The sequence below is a fragment of the Nodosilinea sp. E11 genome (assembly GCF_032813545.1).
Taxonomy (GTDB): domain Bacteria; phylum Cyanobacteriota; class Cyanobacteriia; order Phormidesmidales; family Phormidesmidaceae; genus Nodosilinea.
Map to the genome: position 1 here is coordinate 5,288,528 of NZ_CP136520.1, position 24,944 is coordinate 5,313,471.

A 24,944-nucleotide genomic window follows, 5' to 3' on the forward strand; every position below is an offset into this window, starting at 1 on the left:
GCCCTATGCCGCAGAGTACTGGACAGAGTAGTGGGCTTTGATCTGGACTCAGACACCTCTGTTGCCCTCGGGCTAGTTGGGTTGGGGCCAGGGGGGCAATCGGTGCCCCAAAGGAGATGCCAATGACCGACACAATGACCGGCATGACGATTGTTTGGATGGCGCTGCCCTTTTTCGTCGGGTTTACGGTTTACCTGCTGCCCCAGGCAGCGCGCCTGCTCACCCTGGCTGTCACCCTGACCTCGCTGGCCTATGCTGTGGCCCTGCTTGGTCAGCCTGCCCCCCTCGATCTGCATCTGCTGGATAGCTTTGGCGTCACCCTGCTGGCCGATCAGCTCAGCGCTTATTTCATTCTCACCAATGCCTTGGTGACGGCGGCGGTGATTCTCTACTGTTGGGATACGGGCAAGACTGCCTTTTTTTATACCCAGGCGATCATTCTCCACGGCAGCATCAATGCCACCTTTATCTGCGCCGACTTTATTAGCTTGTACGTGGCTCTAGAGGTGATTGGCATTGCGGCGTTTTTGCTAATTGCCTACCCGCGCCAAGACCGCACCCTGTGGGTAGCCCTGCGCTACCTGTTCATTAGCAACACGGCCATGCTGTTTTACCTGATGGGGGCGGCGCTGGTTTACCAGGCTCACCAATCCTTTGCTTTTACGGGGCTGCGCGGTGCCCCGATTGAGGCGGTGGTGCTGATTGTGCTGGGGCTGCTGGTGAAGGGGGGCATTTTTGTCTCGGGGCTGTGGCTGCCCCTCACCCACGCCGAGGCCGAAAGCCCGGTGTCAGCCCTGCTGTCGGGGGTGGTGGTGAAGGCGGGGGTGTTTCCCCTGGTGCGCTTTGCCCTGCTGGTGGAGGAACTCGACCCGCTGGTGCGGGCCTTTGGGGTGGCCACGGCGCTGCTGGGGGTGGCCTACGCCCTGGTCGAAACTGACGCTAAGCGGGTGCTGGCCCTGAGCACGGTGTCTCAGGTGGGCTGGGTGATGGCGGCCCCCCCGGTGGCGGGGGTCTACGCCCTAACCCATGGGCTGGTAAAAGCGGCGCTGTTTTTGACCGTGGGCAACCTGCCCAGCCGCGATCTGACGGTGCTGCAGCAGCGGCCTATGGCTACCAGTCTGTGGCTGCCGCTGATGGCGGGCAGTCTGGCGATCGCAGGCTGCCCCCTATTCCTCGGCTTTGGGGCCAAGGCGCTCACCCTAGAGTACGTCCTACCCTGGCAGGGCAATCTCCTTGGTCTGGCGGCCCTGGGTACAGCGGTGATCTACGCCAAGTTTATGGTGTTGCCCCACCAGCGCGACGAGAAACCAGTCGCCAAGCCCGGGCTGTGGACGGCACTGATGGTGCTGCTGGGGGCACTCATTCTGGCCAATGTGGTGTACCTAGAGGCCTACACCGGGCCAAAGCTGCTCACGGCACTGGCTACCATCGGCGGTGGTTTAGCCATTCATCAGCTGTTGGTGAAGCGGGTGAGGTTTGCTCTGCCTGGGGGGCTAGAGAGCTTTGAGCATCTGATTGGCGGCATGAGTTTGACCTTAGTGGTGTTGTTCTGGATGGTGTGGTCATGGCTGGCTATTTAAACCTACTGCTGCGGTTGACGATCTGGTTTTTGCTCACCGCTGATCTCAGCTGGGCAAACATCTTAATTGGGGTAACGGTATCGCTGCTGTTGCCCCGGGGGCTGACTAATCTCGGCACGCTCAAAGACTGGTTGCGTACGCTGGGGGAGGTGGTAGTGGCGATTCCCCAGGCCTACGCCGAGGCCATTGAGATTATGGTGCGGCCCCACCGCCACGAGGTGGTCACCGTCGATCGCGCCAAGCCTCGCCGCAGCCCAGGCCTGCTGTTTCTCGATATCTTTTTGATCACCTTTACGCCCAAAACCATCGTGCAGCACTACCGCGAGCAGGGCTGGTACGAGGTACACCGTATTAGCCGGAGGCCCAACCCATGACCCTGATCCTGATTGCGATGATCGGCGCGCTGCTGATTCCGATGATTGAGGCGCTGCAAGACGAAGACATTTGGCAGCGGATGCTGGCCTTTGCCAGCATTGCCACCAAAACCTCGGTGATGATCTTGGTGATTGCGGTGCTGCAAGACGACTGGATGATCGGCGTGGTGGGCGTGATTATTCTCAGCGTGGGCAATGCGGCCCTGATGCTGCTGGCCCAAATTATCAAACGGGTTAACGACGTAATGGAGCGGTGAGGGATGATTCACTTTCTCAGCTACACCTGCATTGTGATTGGCCTAGTGTTTTGGTACTGGGGCACCTGGCCGCTGCTGGGGCGGCGCTCAGTGCTATACAAACTCCATGGGCTGTCGGTGGCCGACACCCTGGGGTCGATGGCGATCGTATTTGGGCTGCTGCTGCGCATTCCCCAGGAATGGCCGCTGCTAGTGCTGGCGCTGATCTCCCTGGCGATTTGGAATACGGTACTGGGCTACGTGCTGGCCTACTGCTCGACGGGGGACAGCAGCTATGATGGCTAACTATGTCTACGCGATTGTGCTGCTGCTGCCCCTGGCGGGGACGATGGTGATTGTGCAGCAAAACCCCTACCAGGCGCTGGTGATGCGGGGCATTTTAGGGGCGGTGGCGGCGCTGGTCTACGCGACGCTGGGCGGGGCCGATGTGGCTCTGACCGAGGCTCTGGTGGGCACGATGCTGGCGATTACGCTCTACGCGGTAGCGGTGCGATCGTCTCTGGTGATGCGCCTGGGGGTGCTGGAGGGCGACGGGGTTAAAGACAATCTGCAATGGCAGCCGCTGCTCGACTACCTGCGGGCCATGCTAAAGCGCTACCAGCTGCGGCTGGAGCTGGTGCCCTACGCCGATAAAGAGGCCCTACAGCAAGCTCTGGCTGAGAAGACTATCCACAGCAGCTGCTTGAGCCTGGGGGCGCTGGGCCGAGGCAACGGCGGTGATGAGGTAGAGGCAGAGGCCGCGCAGAGCGATGCGGACACATCCCCGACTCAGCCCCCCTACCAGATCATCACCCGAGTGCCGCGTCTCTACGAGATATTTGTTCTAGAGCTACCGCCGGTCATGGCAGACATCACGATGCTTAAAGGCGATCGCCATCAATTGGCAACCCCCCCACTAGTGATGGAGGAACAGGGATGAAGTGGGTTTATTTGGTAGCCGGGGTGCTGCTGTTTATCAAAATGGTGGTGTTTCCTGACCCTGTCGCTGAGGGGCTAGAGATGGAAATCGCCGAGGCGATCGTCAGCGAGAGCGCCGTGCCCAATGCGGTGTCGGGCATTATCTTTCGCAATCGCCTCTACGACACCATTTTTGAGGTGGTGGTGTTTACCATCGCCATTATGGGAGCCAAGTACCTACTGGCCGACGAAACCCCCACGGCCTCGTTCTACAGATTTGACGATGAGCCTTCGATTGTGCTGGCTCGCCTCGGGGCAACCATCGCGGCCCTGGTGGGGATCGAACTGGCCATTCGCGGTCACCTCAGCCCTGGCGGCGGGTTTGCGGCGGGGGTCGCGGGGGGGACGGCGATCGGGCTGATTGCCATCACCGCTGCCTCGCCGGAGTGGATGCAGGCGATCTATGAACGCTGGCACGCCGCTACCTGGGAGAAAGTGTCGGTGCTGGTGTTTATTGCGCTAGCAGTGTTCACTCTGTTGGGGTTTAGCCTGCCGCCGGCCCAGTTTGGTACCCTGCTTAGCGGCGGCGTCATTCCGTTGATGAATGTGCTGGTGGCTCTCAAGGTGGCGTTGGGGTCTTGGGCCATCACCCTGCTGTTTATTCGCTACCGGGGGCTGTTGTAGGCAAGGCCACGGCAACGTTGTGCCAAAGCTTAAGACGGCTGACTCTGGGCCTGAAGCCAGGTCAGGTAAGGGGGAAACCCATTGACGATGGGCAACGCAATGATCTCAGGCACATCGTAGCTGTGGTGTTGAGTCACGGCCTGGGTAAGCTGCTCAAACTGGCTGAGATCGGTTTTGATGATCAGCTGCCACTCTGGTTCTGTCTGCACCTCGTCCTCCCACCGGTAGATAGACTGCATGGGAAACAGGCTGACGCAGGCGGCTAGCCGTGCTTCTACTAAATAGCGTGCCAGGTGAGTGGCCTCGGCCTCTGAACCCGCCGTGACCAATACAACTCCCAACGAAGGATTGCTAGAGGGGAATGCAGTCTCCAAAGCGGCCATTACTGAAGGGGAATGCGATCGACAAACTGTGACTGGTTGAGGGTTTCGCGGGCGGAGCGGTGGGTCCAGCGGGTTTCGCCCTGCACGGCGTCATAGAGGTAGGCGCGGGCTTCGGCGGGTAGCACCGATTCAGTAAACTCAGTGCCCACCACGACCGCCGCCTTGAGCGAGGCTTCTCCTAGGTGAGCTCGGGTGAGGTCGGCCCGCGATAGGTCAACCCCGTCGAGAATGCCGTTCCACAGCACCGCCCCAGTTAGATCGGAACCGCTGAGATTGGCCCCTACCAGGCTTACCCCGCGCATGGTGGTGTGGGCAAGATTGGCGGAGCTGAGGTTGGCGTGGTTGAGGTTGGCCCCATTGAGCTTGGCTTCTTTGAGGTTGACCCCGGCCAGATTCATGCCGTGCAGGTCTACCCCATTGAGCCATGCCCCTTCGAGGTTGGTCGCTTCCATGCGGGTGCGCTCAAGGTCGGCCCCGCTGAGCCGAGCCCCGGTGAGGTAGGCCCAGGAAAGGTTGGCCCCGCTCAGGTTAGCGCCCCGCAAATTAGCGCCGGTCAGGTTGGCCCCACAGAGGTTGGCTCCGCGCAAGTCAGCCTGGCGCAGATTGGCATGGCACAGGTCACAGCCGCTGAGCTGGGCGTTGCGTAGGTCGGCCCGCACCAAAAACGCGCCTCGCAGGTTGGCCTTGGTGAGATCGGCCTGGGCTAGACGAGTTTCGCTCATTTTGGCGAAACTGAGGTTGGCCCAGTTGAGGTCGGCGTGGTCGAGGTTGGCCTGGGTGAGAAAGGAGCGGCTGAGATCGGCCCCTTTGAGATTGGCACGGCTGAGATCGACTTCGACTAGAATGTGACGGCTAAAGTCGGCACCGGCCAGGCTAATACCGGTGAAGTCGCGGTAGCCGGCCTCGTACAGTTCGAGAAAATATTTAATGTGCATAATGCTACGGTGGTGAGCCGGAGAAGTGGCAGACTCACGGGGGGCTATTAATGGCACGATACGGTCCCAAAGGGGGTCAGCGGTCTAAATGGCGGTATAAAAACAACATTGAAAATGAGTTTTATGAGTAAGGTTAACGCTTCTTTAACTAAGACTTGTCTACATAAGTTTACGGTTCAAAATGTGATTAATTATTTTTTAACAATTGCCGCTGTTGGGGGCTGAGCAACTTGAATACAGCTTATTTGCTTTTTTTGAGGCTAACAGTCTTCATTGCTTTTGTTTGATAATTTGGTGAAAAACTTAGCACTTGTCTGAGCATGAAACGATTTATTTTTTGGGGCCTATGGCTAGGGTTTGTTCTGTATGCATTTATACTGGCTCCCCCCGATCGCCCCGATACCGTTGATTTGATTTTTCGGCTGTCCACGGGCGCGTGGGATGGCATTAACCCAGTGGTTGTGGCGGTGTTCAACGCTATGGGGCTTTGGCCAGTAGTCTACGCTGCGGTGGCTCTCGTCGATGGCCAGGGGCAGAAGCTGCGGGCCTGGCCGTTTGTGGTGATGTCCTTTGCGGTAGGGGCCTTTGCCCTGCTGCCCTACCTCGCCCTACGGCAGCCTAATCCTCAGTTTAGCGGTTCTAAAAATGCGCTGCTGCGGCTGCTGGAGGCTCGCTGGCTGGGAGCATTGTTGACGGCGGGGGCGATCGCTCTGGCTGGCTTTGCATTACTTAAAGGAGACTGGCCCGATTTTTGGCAGCAGTGGCAGACCAGCCGCTTCATTAACGTCATGTCGCTCGACTTTTGTGCCCTGTGGCTGCTGTTTCCGGTGCTGCTCAAGGATGACATGGCTCGCCGGGGGCTGAGTCAGCCCTGGGTGACGGCGGCGGTGCTGGCGCTGCCGCTGGTGGGTGCGTGCCTGTATCTAACCCTGCGACCCCCGCTGGCGGAGGTTTCGGAGGCTGAGGGAGTGACTGTAGGCTAAACAGCCTATGCCCTGGCCGCCATGCTCTGCAACCGACCCAGGGTGCGCTGCACCGACGACAGCCCCTGACGATCGCCCTGGGCCTCTAGGTAGGCGCTAGCCCGCTCCAGGTCAGCGATCGCCCGCTGTTGGTCGCCCTGGCTTTGGTAGGCGGCGCTGCGGTAGCAGTAGGGCAGGGCAATCGGGTCGCCACAGGCGATCGCATCGCTGTAGTCGCGCACGGCCCCCTTTAGATCGCCCAGCTTTTGCAGGGCGCTACCTCGATACACGTAGGCCATAGGGTAGTGAGGTTTGAGGGTAATCGCCTGGGTAAAGTCGGCGATCGCGGCGGCATAGCGGTGCTGCTCAAGGCGTAGCCAGCCCCGGTTGCAGTAGGGCGCAAACAGTTTGCCGTTTTGAAGAATCGCCTCGCTCAAGTCGGCCTCGGCGGCTTCTAATTGGTTGAGCTCTAGCTGCGCTACCCCCCGGTTATTAAAGGCAATAGCGTGGTTGGGCTGAAGGCTGAGCAATTGGCTGTAGTCGGCGATCGCACCGGGTTGGTCGCGCAGGTCGTGGCGGGTCGTCCCCCGATTAAAGAACGCGACCGCATCACCTGGGAGAATTGCCGGGTCGTGGAAGCGTTGAATCAGCGCCTGCACCACGGCGGGCTCGGCGGTGCGTAGTTTCGCTTCGAGATCGGGAATGGCGGTGCTTTGGGTAGCCAGAGCTTTGAGGCTGACAATGGCGTAGGTGTGCTCGGGGGGGGCACCGACGCCGCTGTCGCACACCAGGTAACTCTCGGCAGTGCCCATAATTCTAAACTTGAAGCGATCGGGGTAGTTTTCCCGCAGGGGCAATAGCTGATTGAGCGCGACTCGCAGCTGCTGGAGCTGGCTCGACTCGGTACCCCAGCGCTGGCTGATCCGCCAGGCCAAACGGCCATCGTGCTGATCGCCCCGATGGCACCAGCCAATTTCGAGCTGACCGCCCCGTTCGAGCAGTTGGGTAAACCCCTGAAGCAGCCCGTCGTCAATGGTGACGTAGCTGGCCCAGGGCCATACCAGCAGTACCCGGCGGGTAGCCGTGGCTAGGGCCGCCTCCAGAGCCTGGCGACTGGCCAGGGCTTGGGGTTCGGTGGCGGCCGCCACCGGCAGGTCAATAATCCAGTCGGGCTGAAGGGTGGGCAAGGCCTGGGGCTGGGGAGAGGCTTGGAGCGAGGTTTGAAGACTGGTTTCGGTTTGCTGTACCCGCCGCGCCAGCTGTAGAAGGGCCTTGCGGTTGGCGGTGTCGGTGGGGGCGGTCACCAGCTGGTTAGTCAGCTGCTGCTGGCGGTCTGAGAGCGATCGCGTCACCCCCTCTAGCTGGGCCACCTGGGCCTTTACCTGACCCAAATACTGCGACACCACTTGCTGCACTTGCTCTTGGGTGTGGCCAGCGGTTTCTTGGCGGCTCACCTGCTGCTGAAGCTGCTGCACCTCGGCGGTCAACCGCTCTAGCTCGGCGGTGCTGTGGGGTGGTGCCGGTAACCCATTTACCGTGCCCACCGGAATTTTGGTCAGCGCCTGCTCAAGGCGGGTTTGCTGGCGGGTGAGGTCTTTGACATGGTCTACCAGCTGACTAAACTCTGACTGGGGTACCAGGGTGGCTATGGCTTTTACCATGTCGCCGATTTCGGTAGGGCGCTGCCCCGGGGCAGTGGCCTGGGGCAACTCCAGCCAGCGACGGTCTAGCTGGCCTAGGGCCGCTTGGAGGTTGCTGACCAGGGTGCGCGTTTCGGAGCGCAGATTTTCTAAGCTCACGCGGGTTTGCATGAGGTCGGTCTTAACTTGGGAGAGCTTGTTTTCGGCGGCTTCTACCCGAGGGGTGGTCACTAACCGCTGCATGTAAGTATTGACGTTGTCAAAGCCCAACTGGGCCGCCGCTGCCTGCTCTTGGAGCTGGGCAATTTGCTGGGTGATCGGGCTGAGGTCAGGGGTGGGCAGCGCCTCAATCCGCTGATCGACGTGGGTCTTGAGCGCCTCAATTTGTTTAGAAAACCGAATAAACGAGTGATTATTGCGCTCCATTACCGCCCGCTGAAAATTGGTTAGCGCTTCTGGCGAGGGTAGGGCGGTGACCTGCTTACTGAGGTTGGTGAGGCGGTGCCCAGTCTGGCGATGCTGACGGGCGAGCTTTTCCTGAGCTTCTTCAAGCTGCTTTTCAACCCGATTGCGGTTGAGCAGCCCAATGGCGACCAGCACCGTCAGCGGTGCCGAGGTCAAGGCAATATTTTGAGCGGTAACAGATGCTACGGCACCGATGCCAGACCCAACGACTAGAGCGCGTTCGGCCCGGGTCAACCAATGGTTATCGGCCATGCTAGATCCCTGATGAAGTTTTAAAGCTGCGGACGGCTTGCAGTGAATGGGTTGGGCCAGACAGGCTCTACCCAATGATCGCGGTGGCTGAGGGGGCGTCAGGGGGGCGAAACCGCTACTGGTCTATTCTTCAGACTGCGATCGCAGCGTCAGGATAATTTTTTAAAGTGCCCCGGGGGAAAGTACCCTGAGACTGAGCGATCGCAGGTGTGTAGACCGGGAGTGATTATAGAAAATTATCAATCAGGAATGAAAACCAAATTGTAGTCAACCAATTTATGGCTTCCTTTTTGGGTCTAGCATTGGCTAAACTCTAATGAATAGGTTCAAGTCTATCTAGCTGGCGTTTTGATTGAGCTTTGTCAATCAACCCTTGTTGCCTAGGGATTGAGTGAAAACGCCGCCCTCCCTGGCTAGGCAATGCCGTTGCTGTCCTTCTGCCTAAGGTTTTCTCGACTATGACCCCAATTTTGGCCCAAACCAGCTGGTTAATTCCCCTCTACCCGCTGCTCGGGGCGCTGCTGACCATTCCCTGGTCGCCAGCGATGATTCGCCGCACCGGGCCGCGGCCGGCTGGGTATATCAATATTGTTACCACGGCTCTGGCTTTGGGTCACAGCCTGCTGGCGTTTTTGGCCTTTTGGGGAAAGTCATCACCTCAGTTCTTTTTTGCCCCCTGGCTCGAGGTGTCGGGGCTCAATCTCACTATTCCCCTAGAGGCATCAGCCATCACCCTGGGGGCCTGTGTGGTGATTACCGGGCTTAATCTGCTAGCGCAGATCTACGCCGTGGGCTATCTCGAAATGGACTGGGGCTGGGGGCGATTTTTCGCCATGATGGCCCTGTTTGAGGCCGGATTGTGCGCCCTGGTGCTGTGCAATTCCCTCCTGTTCTCCTACATGCTGCTGGAGATTTTGACCCTGGGTACCTACCTGCTCGTGGGCTTTTGGTACAACCAATCGCTGGTGGTGACCGGAGCCCGCGATGCCTTTCTGACCAAGCGGGTGGGCGACCTGGTGCTGCTGATGGGGGTTTTGGCCATCTATCCTTTAGCCCACACCTGGGACTACCGGGAACTCGGAGCCTGGGCCCAGACCGCCAATGTAGACCCGGGTCTGATTACCTTAATTGGCATCGGGCTGATTGCTGGCCCGATGAGCAAGTGCGCTCAGTTTCCGCTGCACCTGTGGCTCGACGAGGCAATGGAAGGGCCGCTGCCCAGTACGATTCTGCGCAATGCAGTGGTCGTGTCTACCGGCGTGTGGGTGCTGGTGAAGCTGGAACCGGTGATTGCTCTGTCGTCAACGGCCTCGGCCTTTGCGATCGCCGTAGGCGCTGTCACCGCCATCGGTGCAACCCTGATTTCTGCTGCTCAGGTTGACATCAAGCGAGTACTGTCATACCTCAGCAGCGCCTATATGGGGCTGATGTTTATCGCCGTCGGCGCTCAGCAGCCTCAGGCGGCGCTGTTGTTAGCGCTCATCTATGCTCTAAGCATGGCGGCTCTGGTGATGGGGGCCGGTTCGATTGTGATCAATATCACGACCCAAGATTTAACCCAGATGGGCGGGCTCTGGGGGCGTCGCCCCGTCACGGCCCTGGCGATGATGGCGGCGGCGGCGGGTTTGGTGGCGCTGCCCCCCCTGGGTGGATTTTGGGCTTTGCTTGCGCTGGTGTCGGGGCTCTGGCAGAGCGATCGCGGCCTATTGGTGGCCTTGGTGCTGCTAGTGAACTGGCTGGCGGCCTTTAGCCTGGCCCGGATGATTGGCCTGATTTTTGCAGGCCAGACCCAGCAGATGACCCTGCGATCGCCCGAACCGATCTGGCTGATTGTGTTGCCTATGGCGTTGGTGGCGGGCTTTACCCTGCACCTGCCTTTGCTCATGGGGCAGTTCCACCTATTGCCCGCCTGGGCTGAGATCAGCCAAGATATGGCTCTGCTGCTGACCTGGTCGAGTTTGCTGGGCGCGGCGATCGGCACGCTGCTCTACGTCAACCGCGTGGTCGAGCACCCGGCTGGTCTGGTGAAAAAGCCCCTGCAAAACCTGCTGGCCTACGACTTCTACACACCGAAGCTCTACCGCAATACCTTTGTGCTGGGGGTAGACCTGCTCTCGCGGCTGACCGACTGGCTCGATCGCTACGTCGTCGATGGTCTGGTCAATGCTGTCGGCCTCGCCTCCCTGTTTAGCGGTGAAACCCTTAAGTATGGCAACACCGGCCAGCTTCAGTTCTACGTGCTCACCATCGCCCTGGGCGTTGCCGGGTTGGGAGTTTTGATGAACTGGCACGCCCTGACGGCGCTGTTCTAGTCCGGTGAGACTGTGAAGCCGTAAAACCGCCCTACCCATCCACCCCCTACCCATCCACCCCCTACCCATCCCCGTCCATGCTCACCCCTCTTTTACTTCTCCCTCTGCTCGGCGCGATCGCCATTGGCTTCTGGCCCGGCCTAACTGGCCAGCAAGCCCGCACCGGGGCCTTGATTAGCGCCGGTGCCGCCCTGCTGTGGACCATTTGGCTATTTACCCAGTTTGATCTGTCCTTTGGCGGCTTTCAGTTCCACGAGTTTTTGCCCTGGCTGCCAGCTCTAGGGCTCAACTACGAACTCAGCATGGACGGGCTATCGCTGCTGATGGTGGCGCTCAACAGCCTGATCACCTGGATTGCGATCTGGAGCAGTGCCCCTCACCTAGAGCGACCCCGGCTGTTTTATAGCCTGCTGCTGCTGGTGAGCAGCGGCGTAGCTGGGGCGTTTGTGGCCCAAAACCTGATGCTGTTCTTCTTGCTCTATGAGATCGAGCTGGTGCCTTTGTACCTGCTGATCGCCATCTGGGGCGGCGAGAAGAAAGCCTACTCGGCCACTAAGTTTTTGCTCTACACCGCCCTGTCGGGAGCGCTAATGCTGGCTGGGTTCCTCGGTACGGTGTGGCTCAGTGGGGCTCAAGACTTTACCTACCATGCGGTGATGGGTCACGATCTGCCGATGGTGTGGCAGGGGGTGCTGCTGGGGCTGCTGCTGGTGGCCTTTGGGATCAAAATTCCCCTGGTGCCGTTTCACACCTGGCTGCCCGATACCTATGTGTCGGCCAGTACCCCAGTGGCGATGATGCTGGGTGGGGTGCTGGCCAAGTTGGGCACCTATGGTCTATTGCGCTTTGGCCTGGGGCTGTTTCCCGATGCCTGGGCGCAGTTTTCACCCTACCTGGCCGGGTGGGCGGCGGTGAGTGTGCTCTATGGGGCGGTGACGGCGATCGCCCAAAAAGACATCAAGCGCATGGTGGCCTATAGCTCGATTGGCCATATGGGTTACGTGCTGCTGGGCGGCGCAGCCATGACCGACCTGGCGCTGACCGGGGCCGTCAGTCAGATGGTCTCCCACGGCATTATTCTGGCGATTTTGTTTCACCTGGTCGGCGTGATCGAAACCAAAGTGGGCACCCGCGATCTCGATGTGCTCAACGGCCTGATGAACCCTGTGCGGGGGCTGCCCATGGTCAGCGCTCTGCTGGTGCTGGGGGGCATGGCCAGCGCCGGTATCCCCGGCCTGGTGGGGTTTGTCACCGAGTTTCTGGTGTTTCAGGGCAGCTACGCGGTGTACCCGGTGCAGACCCTGCTGGGGGTGATTGGCACAGGCCTGACGGCGGTGTACTTCGTGATTTTGCTCAACCGCACCTGCTTTGGGCGGCTAGATAACGCGATCGCCTACTTCCCGAAGGTTACCTTTTCTGAGAAATTGCCCGCCTACATTCTGGCCGGACTCATTCTCTTCCTTGGCATTCAGCCCAACTGGCTGGTGAAGTGGGGCGAATCTACGGCCAGCGCCATGGTGGCAGCGTTTCCGCTGGTGACCGAGGATGTGGTGGCTGACGAGGCGATCGAGACATTACCCACAGAGGTGGGTCCAGATGAAACCATCTCCCTCCCCATCGCCACCCTGCCAACCCTGCCCTAACCGATCGCCCCGTAGGGTGCATCCGCGCAGCGATGCACCATCCCATCCCGCAACATCCCCAATGCCTGAATCTTGGAAGTGGTGCATTACGGCAAGACAACATCAGGTGGTATCAGCGCAGGGGATTTTGGGCCTAATCCATCCTATGGGAGGTAGCGGTTAGAGGTAGGTCCAGATCGCCTCGGGTACCAGGTAGTGGGGGCCAGCGCGGAGACTTTGGGGCGATCGCCATACCGCCTTAAACTGCCGCTTTCCCTCTACCACATCCAAACTCTCGCGCTCGTAGAGTGACTCATCCACAAACCGCCCATCGTAGACAAACACAATTTCGTGTCCTGGCTCGCCTTCGTAGATAAAGATGTTCTCCACGATGCCCAGCAGATTCACCCCGGTAATGTCGGCCCCCAGCTCCTCTTTGATTTCGCGAATCGCCGCTGCGGCACTGGTTTCGCCAACGTCAATGCCGCCTCCCAGAGGCCGCGCAAAGCCCTGCCCCTTCACCGAGTCGTAGCTTTCATGCACCAAAATCTCTTCCCCTCGCCGCAGCAGACAGATAGCAATTGGCCGAATCCGCGCTTTTTTGCCCATAGCAAACGTCCCGATTGAACGAATTTAGCCTACAGCAGTTTGGATGGTGGGCAGTGCCCACCCTACTTCCTACCCCCCTTACCCATCCAATCCCATGCCTACCCTCACTCAAACCAAACCCCTGATTCCCCCCTCGACGCATCCCCACGCCGACGTGGTTCACCGGCTAGAGTCGGGCGGGTCGATGCTGCCGGATACGCCGGAAAACCTGATGCAGATCATCGGTATCTACAAGGCCTACGCAGTGCCGATGGATTTTTACTGGCGCGATCTGCTCTACATTGCTGAGCGGGTATTTCTCAACCCCGTGCCCGCCTTCAAGTACTTTTTGCCCCAAGAGTATTTGGATCTGCACAACCACTACGCGGGCGACACCGCCGACCTGCGGATTTGGCGCGGTGAGGCCACCGCTCACCCCGAGCTGCTAGAGTTCATGGCCAAAGGGGAAACTAAGCGCAAGCTGCCCAAACTGTTTCTTCACCTTTGGCACGATCGCGTCAATATGGAGTTTGCCGAGGCCTGCATGCGGGCGATGCTGTGGCACCAGGACATGGGTGGTCGGTTCAACGACTACCTGTACACCGATGAGTACAAGGAAGCGTGCGATCGCGCCATTCGGGCCTACTTCAAGGGCAATCCGGCCATGCTGGGGCTACACAAGCTGTTCCCCGAAATGTTCTACGAAAAGTGCCGCGAACTCTCCTACTACTCCAACCTGGGCCTGTTTTGGGAAGTGATGGCCCCCGTCTTCTTTGAAATGAGCGACATTTACGACGAAGGCGGCTTTGCGGGCGTACCCGACGCCATGGATTTCTTGGTTAACGGTATCTTTGCCGTCGCCGGTCGCCCCATCTACCACCATGTCTACGTGGGCAACGAATGCTTTGAGCTGATCCCCAAATCCTGCGGCTTCACCTGGCTCTACGAAGCGGCTCTACCCTACGTTGAAGCGGTGTTTTACCGCACTGCTCCCTTCCGGGGCACCAAGTCCTACAATGCCCAGGCGGGGCAAGTACCGGCAGATCAAAACGATTTTCACTACGGTATTCTCTACGCCGATGTCTTCCCTGTCGGCAGCGCTGGCATTCCCCCCACCCTGCTGATGCAGGACATGCTGCACTTTTTGCCGCCCTATTTGCTCGACTACTACAACCAGCACTGCCGGGGCGAAGACGACATGTTGATCCAGCTGGGGATTACCTTTCAGCGATCGATGTACAATGTCACCTCGGCGGTGATTCAGGCCCTGCGCACCGCCCTGCTCTACCCCCTCGATGACCAAAACCCTCGCCACCTGATGGCCAATCGCCAGTTCTTTGAGGCTCAGATGGATCGCTTTGTGCGGCCCGAAGCTCGCCTGCGCGACATTCAGCAGCAGGGCTATCGCTAGACCAACCGATCCCAGGGTTCTTTAAGAACCCTGGGATCTTCGCCTCTGCGCCCCTACCTCCTACCCCCCCTACCCCTCCACCCCTATGCCTACCATCGTCGATATCGCCGTCAATAACGAAGGCTTCTCTACCTTGGTCGCTGCCGTCCAGGCGGCGGGTCTGGTCGAAGCGCTACAAAGCCCTGGCCCGTTTACCGTGTTTGCGCCCAACGATGCCGCCTTTGCCAAGCTGCCCCCCGGCACGGTGCAAACCCTGGTGCAAAACCCGCCCCAACTGGGCCGCATTCTCAAGTTCCATGTGGTGGCGGGTAAGTACACCAAGGACGAGTTAATCAAACTCGGGACGGTGGAATCGCTGGAAGGCGCGCCGATTCCGATCGCTGGCCCCTTTGAAGGTGACGGTGGCTTTGAGGTAAAGAATGCCACGGTGCTTGCCGCCAACATTGAAGCCGACAACGGTATCATCCACGTGCTCGATAACGTGATTTTGATGGGGTGAGCGCCAGACCTAGCTGAATAGTCGCCTGACTGGGCACAACTATCCGGAATTGACGGGGTGACCGCCGTTAATATGATGGACTGCTGCGCCCTTGGCTCCGACTATGTTTCAACCCTGTGGAATGCGCTTATTGCTGGGATTGCCCTTCACCCGGGGTATGGCGGCGCTAGGGCTAGTTGTTTTGGTCGCAGGGTGTTCAGCCCCGCCCCCCAGTGATGCGATCGCCCTTTCGGAGCCAGGGGCAAGGGTTAATAGTTCTTCCCCAAGGGTAGAGCCACAGTCGGAGGATCGGCCAGACCCAGCGGAGTTTGCCACCGCCCAGCAAAAGCGACAGGAAGACGAACCAAACCTGACCTACGCTACCCAATCCGCCGCCACAACCCTGCCCACCGCCACCGTAGTCTCGGTGGGCGATGGCGATACCCTACGCGTGCAGGGGCAAACTGGCCCAATTACTGTGCGTCTGGCCTGTATCGATGCTCCCGAAAGTAATCAGGCCTTTGGCTCTGAGGCCTCGCTGCGGCTGCGGCAGTTGTTGGCCACCGGGCAAGCGGTAGAGGTGCGGGCGATTGAGCGCGATCGCTACGACAGAACCGTGGCTGAACTCTACAGTAGGGCTTCCTGAAAAAGGCTAAGAGGCTTGTAGGTTGGAGTGTTCAGAGTGGATCCGAGGTGATAAAGTGCAAGGAAAATCGCCCGATAGGGCCAAAACCCTTGCACCTGATTGCCGATGTACCGCCGTCTTAGCCCAGGCCAACTGAGTTTTGAAGACTTCTATTTGCCGTTTGGGGGCAAACTCTCCGGTGAGAACCGCTGGGTGAAACTGGCGGAACTTATCCCCTGGGAGGCCTTTGAATCGAGTTATGCCGAGCAGTTCAGCGAGAGCCAAGGAGCCCCAGCCAAATCGTTTCGCATAGCATTGGGCGCACTGATTATCAAAGAACGGCTGGGCACGACTGACGCCGAGACGGTAGAGCAGATCCGCGAGAACCCGTATTTGCAATACTTTCTGGGATTCCATGAGTACAGCGACCAGGCCCCGTTTGAGGCCTCAATGCTGAGCCACTTTCGGCAGCGATTGAGTCTGGAGTTGGTCAATCAAGTGAATGCTCGAATCGTCGAGGACGCGTTGGCGGCTGAGCGGGCTACGCCTGCGGTCCAGCCCGGCGAGACGGCCGCCGAAAGCCGTGCCTCGCAGACCCCAGTTAAGGCGTCATCAGCCTCTGAGCCGTCCTCATCAAACGAGTCAGATGATGAGGATGAGCCACCACCACCGAATCAGGGCCAACTGATACTTGATGCCAGTGTGGCTCCGGCTGATATTCACTATCCCACTGACCTGCATCTGCTCAATGCGGCCCGAGCCAGCAGTGAACGCATTCTCGACTATCTCTATGACGCGATAGCACAACCGAGGATGCGCAAACCCCGGACCTACCGGCAGCAGGCGCGTCGCGCCTATCTCAAGGTGGCGAAACAACGCCGCGCCACTCGACGACACATCCGGAAGGCTATCGGTCAACAACTGCGCTACCTACGCCGCAACTTGGGCCATATCCGACGGTTGGTGTCAGGTGGGGCACCCTTAAGTGTCTTGCCTCGCTTTTGGTACCGACGTCTGCTGGTGATTCAGGAGGTCTATCGGCAACAGTGGCATCTCTATCAACACCGGCAACGGCGTATTGAGCACCGCATTGTCAGTTTGGCTCAGCCCCATGTGCGCCCTATTGTCCGGGGTAAAGCCGGAACTCCGGTCGAATTTGGGGCCAAAATTTCGATAAGCTGCGTATCGGGCTACTGTTCCCTTGACCGCCTCGATTGGGAGGCGTATCACGAAGCCGCTGACTTACCCCGCCAGGTGGAGCAGTACAAGGCTCGCCACGGCTATTATCCTGAATCAGTCCATGCCGACGCGATCTATCGCACTCGTGTCAATCGCAGTTGGTGCAAGGCCCACGGCATTCGCCTCAGTGGTCCACCCTTAGGACGACCGAAGGCAGGGGCGAGAGCTGAGGTGGACCGGCAAGCTCAAGCCGATGCCAAGATTCGCAATGCCGTCGAAGGCAAGTTTGGCCAGGGCAAGCGGCGGTTCAGTTTGGCTCGGGTCATGGCTAAGTTGGCCCCTAGCGCTGAAACCGCTATTGCCATTACCTTTCTGGTGATGAACCTGGAGCGCCGTCTCCAGGCGTTGAGACTCCTTTTTATCGCTATCTTGGCGGCCGTTGTCTCGCCAAGGGGACGTCGAAACCGGGGGCGATCTCGTTGGATTGACTCAGCTACCAGGGGGTGGCTGAGTCTTCTCGCTCAGGCAACCCCATCGCAGCTCTGTTACCCAAATTGCTGATTTTTTCAGCAAGCCCTACAGTAATGGCCAGTCGGTAGGCCTACAGCTGGTGCGCGAGGGCTATGCCGTAGTCTACGAACAATACCTTTCAGGCTGCGCCGCTACCGCTGCCGACTACCGCCAGGCCGAGGCCGAGGCCCGCGCCGCCCGCCGCAATTTTTGGAGTCAGGCCAACCCCACCCTGCCCTGGGATTTTCGCCAGGGTGGCTCATCCTCAAGCCCTACCCCTGCCCAGCCCCCAGCCGCTACGCCGACTCCCGCTGCTGATCCTGCCGGGTTGCCAGCCTGCGTTGCCACCGACTGCAATTGCAGCGACTTCACTACCTGGGAACAGGCCCAGGCGGTGCTCAATGCCTTCCCCGGCGACCCCCATCGTTTAGATGGCGACAAGGACGGTATCGCCTGCGAAAGCTTGCGCTAAGGCGGTTTTTGTAGGGACAAGTTTCTGCATTGGGCAACCGCTATTTGCCCCTACCAGAGGCCAATATTTTTTTATCACCTACCATCGCCGCCGCCGCGATCGCCGCCAGTTAAACCAATTCTCGGCCCAGTCGCGTCGCCAGGTGCCCTGGTGCCAGCGCTGCTGCTGCCAGGTATCAGCCATGCGAGCCACCATGGCGGCGTGGCTATGAGCGAGGGTTGGCACCCGATCTAGCCGCTGAATTGGAATGCCTTGGTGAATGGCGATCGCCACGGTGTGCAGCAATTCGCTGGCCCCAGGGCCGCAGATTTGAGCCCCCAAAATCTGCCCGTCTGTGCGCACCATCCACCGACAAAAGCCTGTGATGTCGTCACCGTAGTGGGGCTTGAGCAGTTGGCCAAAGGGCACCTGTACCGCTGTGACCTCGCTGCCGTAGTAGCGGTTCGCCTGGTCGGCGGTCAGGCCAAGCCGCCCATATTCTGGCGTGGTGTAGAGCAGCGCCATGCGGTTGAGCAAAGACAGCTTGCGCAGCGGCAGGTAGAGGGCATTGCGAATGGCGATCGCCACATCTTGGTGATCGGTTGCTTCGGCCCAGTAGCCGCCGAGGGCTGGGCCACAGGCAAACACGCGGGGGTGGGCGGTGACTAAGCGATCGTCTACGGGCACAGCGGTTATATTGCCCTGGGTCATGCGGGGCTGAATGCCGATGCTGCGTAGATTGAGGTGTTCTAAGGTGGGGTGGGATGCGGTCGCCAGCACCAGGGTCGAGGTCGAGAGGGTCTGGCCATCAGCGAGAGCGAGTTCGAAGCCAGCGTTGTATTGCACCGCCGCCAAGGACAGGTTTAGATAGAGCGTGACCCCCGCCGCTTCTAGCAGAGCCGCCACAAAACTTGAGATATCCGGGTCTTCGGTGGGGAGAAGGGACTTGCCTCGGGTGATCAGAGTAGTGCGGGTACCGAGGTGAGCCAGGGCCTGGGCTAGGGCGATCGCCGTTCCGCTGCGCCCCAGCACGATCGCCGTCTCGGGCGGCGACGCTAGCTTGAGCAGGGTGGTGAGGGTGAGGTAGGGGGTGCCCGCCAACCCTGGAATGGCAGGGACTGTGACCTCGCTGCCGGGGGCGAGCAGGTAGCCACGGGATCTGAGCCTGCGGGTCGACGTCGTCACCGCCAGCTGGGGTCGGGGGCTAAACTGCCCCGGTTCTAGCACCACATCTACACCGCTGGTGGCCAACCGGTCAAGGCTCAGGTGGGGGTAGGCGACGGCCTCTAAGGCGCTGATGTGATGCTTGAGGCCATCCCAATCAGCCCTCGCCCCGGCCCCGGCTAATGCCGTGAGCCCAATCTGTTGGCGAATGTGGTTTTCCACCGCTCCTGGTGGCTCGATTAAAGCCACCCGCGCGCCCTCTCGCACTGCCAGAGCAGCGGCCTCGCGTCCCTGCACCGTACCCCCTAAAATCACCCCATCGTAATCGACGGTCATGGTTTCCCCATCGTTTGTTCCCCATGAGTTTAGCGCCAGCCCGGGAGAGAGACGGCGCAGGGCTTTAGGTTGCTGGGGCTCTGCTGGCGATCCTCGAACCCCATAATCTAGGTTTCGGCTTGTCTTTAACTTGTATTTAATCTGAGTAAAGTTTTTTCAGCCGCCCAATGGAGGGCAGCTAGCCAGGTAAAATCTGAAGCAAAAGCAGTATGGGCGCACCATGACAGCCATTACCTCGACCCGCGAGTTGAGCACAGTCACCGACTTTTCAAACTTTGCTCCGCCAGAAATTACCGGCGATCGCATCCTCGCGGCCATTGACGTGGGCACCAACTCCATTCACATGGTGGTGGTCAAAATTCAGCCCGACCTGCCCGCCTTCACCATTGTCGATCGCGAAAAAGAGACGGTGCGCCTGGGCGACTTCAACGAAGAGACCGGCGGTTTGTCGGAAGCCGCCATGGAGCGGGCGATTAAGGCGCTAAAACGCTGCTGTGCGATCGCCACCAGTCTTCAGGCCGAAGATGTCGTTGCGGTTGCCACCAGCGCCGTGCGGGAAGCCAGCAACGGCCAAGCCTTCATCGAGCGGGTCAACCAAGACGTGGGGCTGGCCATCAACCTAATTTCGGGCACCGAAGAAGCCCGGCGCATTTACCTCGGGGTGCTCTCCGGGGTCGAGTTCAACGGCCAGCCCCATAGCATTATTGACATTGGCGGTGGCTCCACCGAGCTAATTTTGGGCACTGGCGAGCCCCACCGCTTTCTCAGCAGCACTAAAGTAGGGGCCGTGCGCCTCACCGCTCAATTTGTCTCCACCGACCCCATCTCAGACGCCGAATTTATTGACCTGCGGGCTTACGTGCGAGGCATGCTAGAACCCAACACCACCGGGCTCAAACATCACCTCGCCCCGGAAGAACCGATGCAGCTGATGGGCACCTCGGGCACCATCGAGTGTTTGGCGGCCCAGATTGCGATTCAGCGGTTGGGGTTAGTGCCCGACCCGCTCAACGGCTTTCAAATGAGCTACGCCGAAATTTCGCAGCTGGTCGAAACCCTGCGCAAGACCACCTACGCCGAACGGCTCGCCATGGCCGAAATGTCGCCGCGCCGCGCCGAAATCATCGTCGCCGGGGCGGTGATTCTCCACGAAGCCATGGGGCTGTTGAAGGCAGATAGCATTACCATTTGCGAACGCGCCCTGCGGGAAGGCGTCGTCGTCGATTGGATGCTCACCCACGGTCTGATCGAAGACCGCATGCAGTTTCAAAAGTCGGTGCGACAGCGCAACGTGCTTAAAACCGCCAAAAAATATAAAGTGCATCTCGAACGCTCCCAGCGAGTGGCCCAGTTTGCCATGGATTTGTTTGATCAAACCCGAGGCAGTCTACATACCTGGGGCAACCTCGAAAAAGAACTGCTTTGGGCCGCTGCCATTCTTCACAACTGCGGTCACTTCATCAGCCACTCGTCGCACCACAAGCATTCTTACTATCTGGTGCGTCATGGCGAACTGCTGGGCTACACCGAAACCGAACTTGAGGTAATTGCCAATATTGCCCGCTACCACCGCAAAAGCGCCCCCAAGAAAAAGCATGACAACTACCGCAACCTGCCCACCCGCTACCACCGGCAACTGATTACTCACCTCAGTGCCCTGCTGCGCATTGCCGTTGCCCTCGATCGCCGGGGTATTGGCGCGGTTAAACGCATTCACTGCCATGTTGACGCCGATGCCCACCGGCTCCATGTTGAGGTTGAGCCGGCCAAGCCCAGTGACGATTGCGCTTCAGAACTATGGAATTTAGACTACAAAAAAGAGTACTTTGAGCAGGTCTTTGAAGTGCAGCTGGAGGCTCGACTCGTCACCGGCTAGCCCACATTACTCACCAGAACAGACGTTATTCACCAGAACAAACGTTATTCACTAGAACAGACGTTGACGGTGATCATTCCCGCCTAGAGATTGCCCCACGCTTTCGCGGGGGCAATCTCTAGGCGGATTACGTCGGGGCCAAACGGTGTTTGCCTAACCCAACCGGGGCTAGCCAGGTCGGATTCAGTATCAGGTGCAAGGCAACGGCAAAAGACCAGCCCGCATACCCAAAACCCGATATCCCTGTTCTTTAAAGCGATCGCAAAAACCGCACCAGTGCCGCTCGGTCGTTTGGGGCCATAGCGACAAAGGTCGCCTGGGCCAGTTCTGCTTCACCGCCGTGCCAGAGAATCGCTTCTTCGAGGGTGCGGGCGCGGCCATCGTGGAGATAGCCAGCAAAGGGAAGCACGGTTTGGGCTAGTCCTAAACCCCATAGCGGCGGAGTACGCCACTCGTTGCCGGAGGCGGCAAAGTCGGGCCGACCGTCAGCCAACCCTGGTCCCAGGTCATGGAGCAGCAGGTCGGTGTAGGGGTGAATGGTCTGGTGAGCCAGGGCCGGAATTTCATGGGGGCCGGTGCGGAGTTCGCTCAGGTGGCAGGCGGTACATTGGGCGCTGGCAAACAGGCGTTCGCCCCGCTGCACCTGGGGGTCGTCGAGCAGGGTACGGGCGGGCACAGCCAGGGTCTGCACGTAGACGGTGGCGGCGGTCAGGGTCTTTAGGTCAATGTCCTGCTGGCCATCGGCGGCAGGAAAGAGGGGGTTGGTGATGCCCATGTCGTTGGTGTAGGCCGAGGCCGACTGCTGCAATAGGGTGGGGGTGTTGGCCTTCCAGCCAAACCGGCCCAGGGTAAGGCGCTGCTGCACGCCATCCCACACCCGGTTTGGTCGCCCTGAAATACCGTCTCCGTCGCGATCAGCCGGGTCGGCCTGGCGCAGAATATCCGCCTCGGGTACGGCCTCGAGCAGGCCCACCCCAAACACCGGCTGGGGAATGCGGTGGGAGATCAAGATGTCGTCGGGGAGGGGCGTGCCGTCAGCGGTAAGGAGCTGGATTTGGGGCGATCGCAGCCTATAGCTCGTGCCGTCGCCGTAGATACCCCCCTGCTCTTGCCAGGTGAGCTGTACCACTGCTTCGGGAGCATAGCCGTAGACGGCCTGCTCCTGCACCTGGTTACCTAGGCCAGGGACTGGCGGCGCATTGGCCCCCGGCGGTTCGGCCTCGTGGGTGTAGGCCAAAGGCGGTACATTGCCCTGAGCGGGCGTGGGCAGGCTGACCCGCACCACTCGCTGCCCCTTGGTCGGCAGACCGCGACCGTTTTTGATGTGGCACCCGGCGCAGGCCGTGCCATTAAACCGGGGGCCAAGGCCGGGGTTGACTGGGGCTGGGGCGGTGACAAAGGCGGCCTCAAAGGCCAGATCGCCCGCAGCATGGCGGGCGGCCCACGGGGCATCGAGGTTAGGGGCGGGCTGCTCGTAGGCGTGGGAGGTGCGGCTATAGATGGTGGTGTCACCCCCGGCCTGGGGTCTAGGGGTTTGGGAATAGGCGGGCGATCGCAGCAGTCCCGACAGCAGCACCCCCGCCATCAGCGCCATCAGTGCCAAGGTCCCCCGGCGGTGCCAGCGACTGAGCTGTTGCGTCCAGGTCATTGCTGCACCAGGGGCAATACCCGCTGTTCAAAGGTGTTAAACAGAGTCAAGACACTTGCCATGGCCGTTTCGATTTGAGGTCGGGCGCTGGGGTCACACAGCGTTATCTCAATCGGGCCAGGAATAGCGGCGATCGCCCCTTGGGCCACCTGCATCTGGGCCTGAATCTCAGCATCTAGGGCCGGGTCTACCGAAGCCACAAACGTCTGTAGCCCGCGCCCCTGCGAGTTACTAGCAGGGAACTGGCCCAGGTAGGCGTTTTGGGCACTGCGCAGATTGTCCGCAAAGTCTTGCAGGGAGTGTTGGGCAAAGCGACTTTCCAGCAAAAATGGGTTTTGGCTAGCCAGGGCTTCGCCCATTTTGACATTGCCCAACTCATCTAAAATCCCCAAAATGCCTTGCACAATTTCTTCTCCGGCATCCTGCACCGTCAGGTAGGCTCCGCTGCTCTCCCCGGCTTTGACAAACTCTTCCCGGTAGGCTGGGTAGCCGTCGATTCCCTCGGTCCAGCTCAGCAATAGGGCATTGGCGGTTGCATCAAACACCGGGCCGATCGCCGTCAAGTAGTCTAGCTCCCGCTCAGTAAAGGCACTCAAGGGTTTGTCAGCGTTGGTGCCAAACAACAAAAAGGCGATCGCATGGAATCCCTTCTGACTGGTCTGCAACGTTGCTACATAGTCGGGGGTGAGGGCATTGTCACTATTCAGCACCGCCAGAACGTCGGTCTCATTCAAGGGCCAGTCATCCAGTTCGGCATCGAGACCCAGAGAGGCTGCCGGGCCAAAGGCAAAGGCCTCGCTCTGTTCCCAAGGCTGGCGAGTGGCCAACCAGGCCCGGCGGGCATCGGCCAGGGTCGCCTCGGTGGGGGTTTGCCTAAAAGTGGCGATCGCCTCAGACAGGTCTCCCGAGCGCTGGGTAAGCTGCTGGTAGTTCGGCACAATCAGCCGATCGACAAAATCAGTGACAATCCGGCGATCGCGAAATCGCTGCTCTGGAGTCAGTACCACGGGCGCAATCGGCGCGGGCTGTGGCTCAATCACCTCGCCCCCTTCACCGCCCTCACCGCCGCCATCGACTGCGATGGGCCGACACAGGGCAGCTTGGTTACCCAAAGCGGTTCCGGCCTCAGCCTCGGCTGCCTCAGGTATAGCTGCACCCCCGACACTCACAAGCGCGTAGGTGCCTAACCCAACCCAAACTTTCAGTCTATTTTTCGTATTGGTCATTATCAACTAAACCCATGGAGAAGCTTCAGGGAATGATCTCCCAGAAGGTAAGGAAAAGCGGTGAAAGTCCTGTCAGGTAAGGCATTTAGCGAATTAGATCTAGTTGTCTCGCCAAACGGTAGGGGCTTCCAAGGCATGCCAAACACCCTCTACTATTGACATAGACTCTCAAAAAGGTCAAGCTATTCGAGCAATGGAAATGCACCGCCTGTTTGGCGCTAATTCACGGCCCCGCCAGGATTGTGGTAAAGGTCAAAAATTCTTCGGTCTACTTCCATCGCCGGAGTAAGGGTCAGGGCGCGATCGTATCCTCCAGTCTCTAGGTTTATCTGAGCTGACTGGCTCTGCTATGGCGATCGCGCCCTATCATTTCCTCGGTGCACCTCTATATATTGCGAGCCAAGAGCGCGCAGAAAAATCTGAAGAGGTCTGGCAAAATTTATGGACTGCTTCTTTGGAGATTGGCTAAGTGTAGGAGGCTCTTGAGCAAGCAGAATTAATGATTGTAATTAAACTGCTAAAGCAGTGGCCTGATTGAATGGACGGACTGTTAACCAGCATCCGTGAAAATACGGAAAAAGAAAATGGCATTACTTAGGTGAAACTAGCTAGCTATCTAAAAAGTCAGCGCCGACAATTATTGAAGAGCCATAAATTATTGCGACGAGCTGTGCTGCTGCTCGGTGTGACCTATGAAATCAACCCTGATCATGGATTAAATCGGCAATGTTGCATGGCCGAGGTGAAGAAAGCGGTCATTATCTGTGTTGAAATGTGATGTTCAATAGCCATGAATAATTGTGTTTTAATTCCGGATTATTAATATTCTTGTTTTGTAAGAACAAATTAAGGCTTGTTCGTTGTCTCGGTCAATATTTTGCGGCATAGATAGGCTGGCTACCTCTTTTTCTGCGATGACAGGAGGTCTGCCGATCGTCCAATTAATTGGTAGGCATGGCGTTGAGGTGTTTGTAGGCCTGCATTTTTACTTTGCTGTGGATAGGGTGGATGAATTACTTCTGTGATTTATCCACCCTATTTTTATTGTCGATCTTGATGGCAGGATGTATTGACTTTATGCTTTCTAAC

At 58.9% G+C, this 24,944-nt stretch carries 22 protein-coding genes; 15 read left to right on the top strand and 7 right to left on the bottom strand.

All coding sequences use genetic code 11. The annotated features are described in order from the left end of the window. The first annotated feature begins 134 nt into the window (after positions 1-134). From RRF56_RS25605 to RRF56_RS25630, 6 genes are read left to right on the top strand one after another with little or no spacing between them, the layout of a single operon-like run. Complete coding sequence (locus tag RRF56_RS25605; protein WP_410510698.1) at positions 135-1,580, top strand: cation:proton antiporter; 1,446 nt, start codon at positions 135-137, stop codon at positions 1,578-1,580. Beyond that, positions 1,565-1,954 (top strand): cation:proton antiporter, encoded by a 390-nt coding sequence (locus tag RRF56_RS25610; protein WP_317035984.1) that lies wholly within the window; start codon positions 1,565-1,567, stop codon positions 1,952-1,954. Before RRF56_RS25605 ends, RRF56_RS25610 begins: the two co-directional genes overlap by 16 nt. Then, the gene (locus RRF56_RS25615; protein ID WP_317035985.1) at positions 1,951-2,211 is read left to right on the top strand and encodes a hypothetical protein; all 261 of its coding nucleotides are present in this window, start codon (positions 1,951-1,953) and stop codon (positions 2,209-2,211) included. Before RRF56_RS25610 ends, RRF56_RS25615 begins: the two co-directional genes overlap by 4 nt. A gap of 3 nt (positions 2,212-2,214) precedes the next feature. Beyond that, on the top strand, positions 2,215-2,496 hold the full coding sequence (locus RRF56_RS25620) for a monovalent cation/H(+) antiporter subunit G (RefSeq protein WP_317035986.1): 282 nt from the start codon (positions 2,215-2,217) through the stop codon (positions 2,494-2,496). Next, complete coding sequence (locus RRF56_RS25625; RefSeq protein WP_317035987.1) at positions 2,486-3,130, top strand: DUF4040 domain-containing protein; 645 nt, start codon at positions 2,486-2,488, stop codon at positions 3,128-3,130. The genes RRF56_RS25620 and RRF56_RS25625 overlap by 11 nt, the downstream gene beginning before the upstream one ends. Beyond that, positions 3,127-3,792, top strand: coding sequence for a Na(+)/H(+) antiporter subunit B (locus tag RRF56_RS25630; RefSeq protein WP_317035988.1), 666 nt, complete (start codon positions 3,127-3,129; stop codon positions 3,790-3,792). The genes RRF56_RS25625 and RRF56_RS25630 overlap by 4 nt, the downstream gene beginning before the upstream one ends. A gap of 29 nt (positions 3,793-3,821) precedes the next feature. On the opposite strand, the gene cutA is transcribed toward RRF56_RS25630, so the two are convergent. Beyond that, positions 3,822-4,175, bottom strand: a complete 354-nt coding sequence (gene cutA, locus RRF56_RS25635) for a divalent-cation tolerance protein CutA (protein ID WP_317035989.1) — start codon at positions 4,173-4,175, stop codon at positions 3,822-3,824. Continuing rightward, positions 4,175-5,167 (bottom strand): pentapeptide repeat-containing protein, encoded by a 993-nt coding sequence (locus RRF56_RS25640; protein WP_317035990.1) that lies wholly within the window; start codon positions 5,165-5,167, stop codon positions 4,175-4,177. The genes cutA and RRF56_RS25640 overlap by 1 nt, the downstream gene beginning before the upstream one ends. A gap of 263 nt (positions 5,168-5,430) precedes the next feature. Between RRF56_RS25640 and RRF56_RS25645 the strand changes: the two genes are divergently transcribed. Further along, positions 5,431-6,093, top strand: a complete 663-nt coding sequence (locus tag RRF56_RS25645) for a DUF2834 domain-containing protein (protein ID WP_317035991.1) — start codon at positions 5,431-5,433, stop codon at positions 6,091-6,093. Positions 6,094-6,098: 5 nt separating this feature from the next. Here RRF56_RS25645 and RRF56_RS25650 read toward each other — a convergent pair whose 3' ends face one another. Then, a complete protein-coding gene (locus tag RRF56_RS25650; RefSeq protein ID WP_317035992.1) occupies positions 6,099-8,429 on the bottom strand; it encodes a tetratricopeptide repeat protein in 2,331 nt (776 codons plus the stop codon). 458 nt (positions 8,430-8,887) lie between these two features. On the opposite strand from RRF56_RS25650, the gene RRF56_RS25655 reads away from it, so the two are divergent. Both RRF56_RS25655 and RRF56_RS25660 read left to right on the top strand, forming a co-directional pair. Next, entirely contained in the window at positions 8,888-10,741 is a 1,854-nt protein-coding gene (locus RRF56_RS25655; RefSeq protein ID WP_317035993.1) for an NAD(P)H-quinone oxidoreductase subunit F, read from the top strand. A 77-nt stretch (positions 10,742-10,818) separates the two neighbouring features. Then, the gene (locus RRF56_RS25660; RefSeq protein WP_317035994.1) at positions 10,819-12,384 is read left to right on the top strand and encodes an NADH-quinone oxidoreductase subunit M; all 1,566 of its coding nucleotides are present in this window, start codon (positions 10,819-10,821) and stop codon (positions 12,382-12,384) included. A 159-nt stretch (positions 12,385-12,543) separates the two neighbouring features. Here the strand turns inward: RRF56_RS25660 and RRF56_RS25665 are convergent, their stop codons facing one another. Then, positions 12,544-12,972 (bottom strand): NUDIX hydrolase, encoded by a 429-nt coding sequence (locus tag RRF56_RS25665; RefSeq protein WP_317035995.1) that lies wholly within the window; start codon positions 12,970-12,972, stop codon positions 12,544-12,546. Between the two features lie 94 nt (positions 12,973-13,066). Here RRF56_RS25665 and RRF56_RS25670 point away from each other — a divergent pair, with 94 nt between their 5' ends. The 5 genes from RRF56_RS25670 (at position 13,067) to RRF56_RS25690 (ending at position 17,626) form a co-directional block, all read left to right on the top strand. Continuing rightward, positions 13,067-14,362: a CO2 hydration protein gene (locus RRF56_RS25670; protein ID WP_317035996.1), complete on the top strand. Its 1,296-nt coding sequence runs from the start codon at positions 13,067-13,069 to the stop codon at positions 14,360-14,362. 85 nt (positions 14,363-14,447) lie between these two features. Further along, the gene (locus RRF56_RS25675) at positions 14,448-14,861 is read left to right on the top strand and encodes a fasciclin domain-containing protein (RefSeq protein ID WP_317035997.1); all 414 of its coding nucleotides are present in this window, start codon (positions 14,448-14,450) and stop codon (positions 14,859-14,861) included. Positions 14,862-14,982: 121 nt separating this feature from the next. After that, positions 14,983-15,486, top strand: coding sequence for a thermonuclease family protein (locus RRF56_RS25680; protein ID WP_317035998.1), 504 nt, complete (start codon positions 14,983-14,985; stop codon positions 15,484-15,486). A gap of 105 nt (positions 15,487-15,591) precedes the next feature. After that, on the top strand, positions 15,592-17,205 hold the full coding sequence (locus RRF56_RS25685) for an IS5 family transposase (RefSeq protein WP_410510506.1): 1,614 nt from the start codon (positions 15,592-15,594) through the stop codon (positions 17,203-17,205). Further along, complete coding sequence (locus tag RRF56_RS25690) at positions 17,198-17,626, top strand: thermonuclease family protein (RefSeq protein WP_317038379.1); 429 nt, start codon at positions 17,198-17,200, stop codon at positions 17,624-17,626. The genes RRF56_RS25685 and RRF56_RS25690 overlap by 8 nt, the downstream gene beginning before the upstream one ends. Before the next feature lie 78 nt (positions 17,627-17,704). On the opposite strand, the gene RRF56_RS25695 is transcribed toward RRF56_RS25690, so the two are convergent. Beyond that, positions 17,705-19,105, bottom strand: coding sequence for an FAD-dependent oxidoreductase (locus RRF56_RS25695; RefSeq protein WP_317035999.1), 1,401 nt, complete (start codon positions 19,103-19,105; stop codon positions 17,705-17,707). A 220-nt stretch (positions 19,106-19,325) separates the two neighbouring features. Between RRF56_RS25695 and RRF56_RS25700 the strand changes: the two genes are divergently transcribed. Continuing rightward, positions 19,326-20,981, top strand: a complete 1,656-nt coding sequence (locus tag RRF56_RS25700) for a Ppx/GppA phosphatase family protein (protein WP_317036000.1) — start codon at positions 19,326-19,328, stop codon at positions 20,979-20,981. A 250-nt stretch (positions 20,982-21,231) separates the two neighbouring features. Here RRF56_RS25700 and RRF56_RS25705 read toward each other — a convergent pair whose 3' ends face one another. Together RRF56_RS25705 and RRF56_RS25710 are read right to left on the bottom strand one after the other, a co-directional pair. Next, positions 21,232-22,629 (bottom strand): di-heme oxidoredictase family protein, encoded by a 1,398-nt coding sequence (locus RRF56_RS25705; RefSeq protein WP_317036001.1) that lies wholly within the window; start codon positions 22,627-22,629, stop codon positions 21,232-21,234. Further along, positions 22,626-23,741 (bottom strand): imelysin family protein, encoded by a 1,116-nt coding sequence (locus RRF56_RS25710; RefSeq protein WP_317036002.1) that lies wholly within the window; start codon positions 23,739-23,741, stop codon positions 22,626-22,628. The genes RRF56_RS25705 and RRF56_RS25710 overlap by 4 nt, the downstream gene beginning before the upstream one ends. Positions 23,742-24,944 lie beyond the last annotated feature (1,203 nt).

Coding starts and splice junctions, on each gene's coding strand:
- RRF56_RS25610 (WP_317035984.1), top strand. CDS start 1,565: ATGGCTGGCTATTTAAACCTACTGCTGCGGTTGACGATCTGGTTTTTG.
- RRF56_RS25650 (WP_317035992.1), bottom strand. CDS start 8,429: ATGGCCGATAACCATTGGTTGACCCGGGCCGAACGCGCTCTAGTCGTT.
- RRF56_RS25620 (WP_317035986.1), top strand. CDS start 2,215: ATGATTCACTTTCTCAGCTACACCTGCATTGTGATTGGCCTAGTGTTT.
- RRF56_RS25645 (WP_317035991.1), top strand. CDS start 5,431: ATGAAACGATTTATTTTTTGGGGCCTATGGCTAGGGTTTGTTCTGTAT.
- RRF56_RS25660 (WP_317035994.1), top strand. CDS start 10,819: ATGCTCACCCCTCTTTTACTTCTCCCTCTGCTCGGCGCGATCGCCATT.
- RRF56_RS25655 (WP_317035993.1), top strand. CDS start 8,888: ATGACCCCAATTTTGGCCCAAACCAGCTGGTTAATTCCCCTCTACCCG.
- RRF56_RS25670 (WP_317035996.1), top strand. CDS start 13,067: ATGCCTACCCTCACTCAAACCAAACCCCTGATTCCCCCCTCGACGCAT.
- RRF56_RS25680 (WP_317035998.1), top strand. CDS start 14,983: ATGCGCTTATTGCTGGGATTGCCCTTCACCCGGGGTATGGCGGCGCTA.
- RRF56_RS25625 (WP_317035987.1), top strand. CDS start 2,486: ATGATGGCTAACTATGTCTACGCGATTGTGCTGCTGCTGCCCCTGGCG.
- RRF56_RS25695 (WP_317035999.1), bottom strand. CDS start 19,105: ATGACCGTCGATTACGATGGGGTGATTTTAGGGGGTACGGTGCAGGGA.
- RRF56_RS25700 (WP_317036000.1), top strand. CDS start 19,326: ATGACAGCCATTACCTCGACCCGCGAGTTGAGCACAGTCACCGACTTT.
- RRF56_RS25630 (WP_317035988.1), top strand. CDS start 3,127: ATGAAGTGGGTTTATTTGGTAGCCGGGGTGCTGCTGTTTATCAAAATG.
- RRF56_RS25685 (WP_410510506.1), top strand. CDS start 15,592: ATGTACCGCCGTCTTAGCCCAGGCCAACTGAGTTTTGAAGACTTCTAT.
- RRF56_RS25705 (WP_317036001.1), bottom strand. CDS start 22,629: ATGACCTGGACGCAACAGCTCAGTCGCTGGCACCGCCGGGGGACCTTG.
- cutA (WP_317035989.1), bottom strand. CDS start 4,175: ATGGCCGCTTTGGAGACTGCATTCCCCTCTAGCAATCCTTCGTTGGGA.
- RRF56_RS25605 (WP_410510698.1), top strand. CDS start 135: ATGACCGGCATGACGATTGTTTGGATGGCGCTGCCCTTTTTCGTCGGG.
- RRF56_RS25675 (WP_317035997.1), top strand. CDS start 14,448: ATGCCTACCATCGTCGATATCGCCGTCAATAACGAAGGCTTCTCTACC.
- RRF56_RS25665 (WP_317035995.1), bottom strand. CDS start 12,972: ATGGGCAAAAAAGCGCGGATTCGGCCAATTGCTATCTGTCTGCTGCGG.
- RRF56_RS25615 (WP_317035985.1), top strand. CDS start 1,951: ATGACCCTGATCCTGATTGCGATGATCGGCGCGCTGCTGATTCCGATG.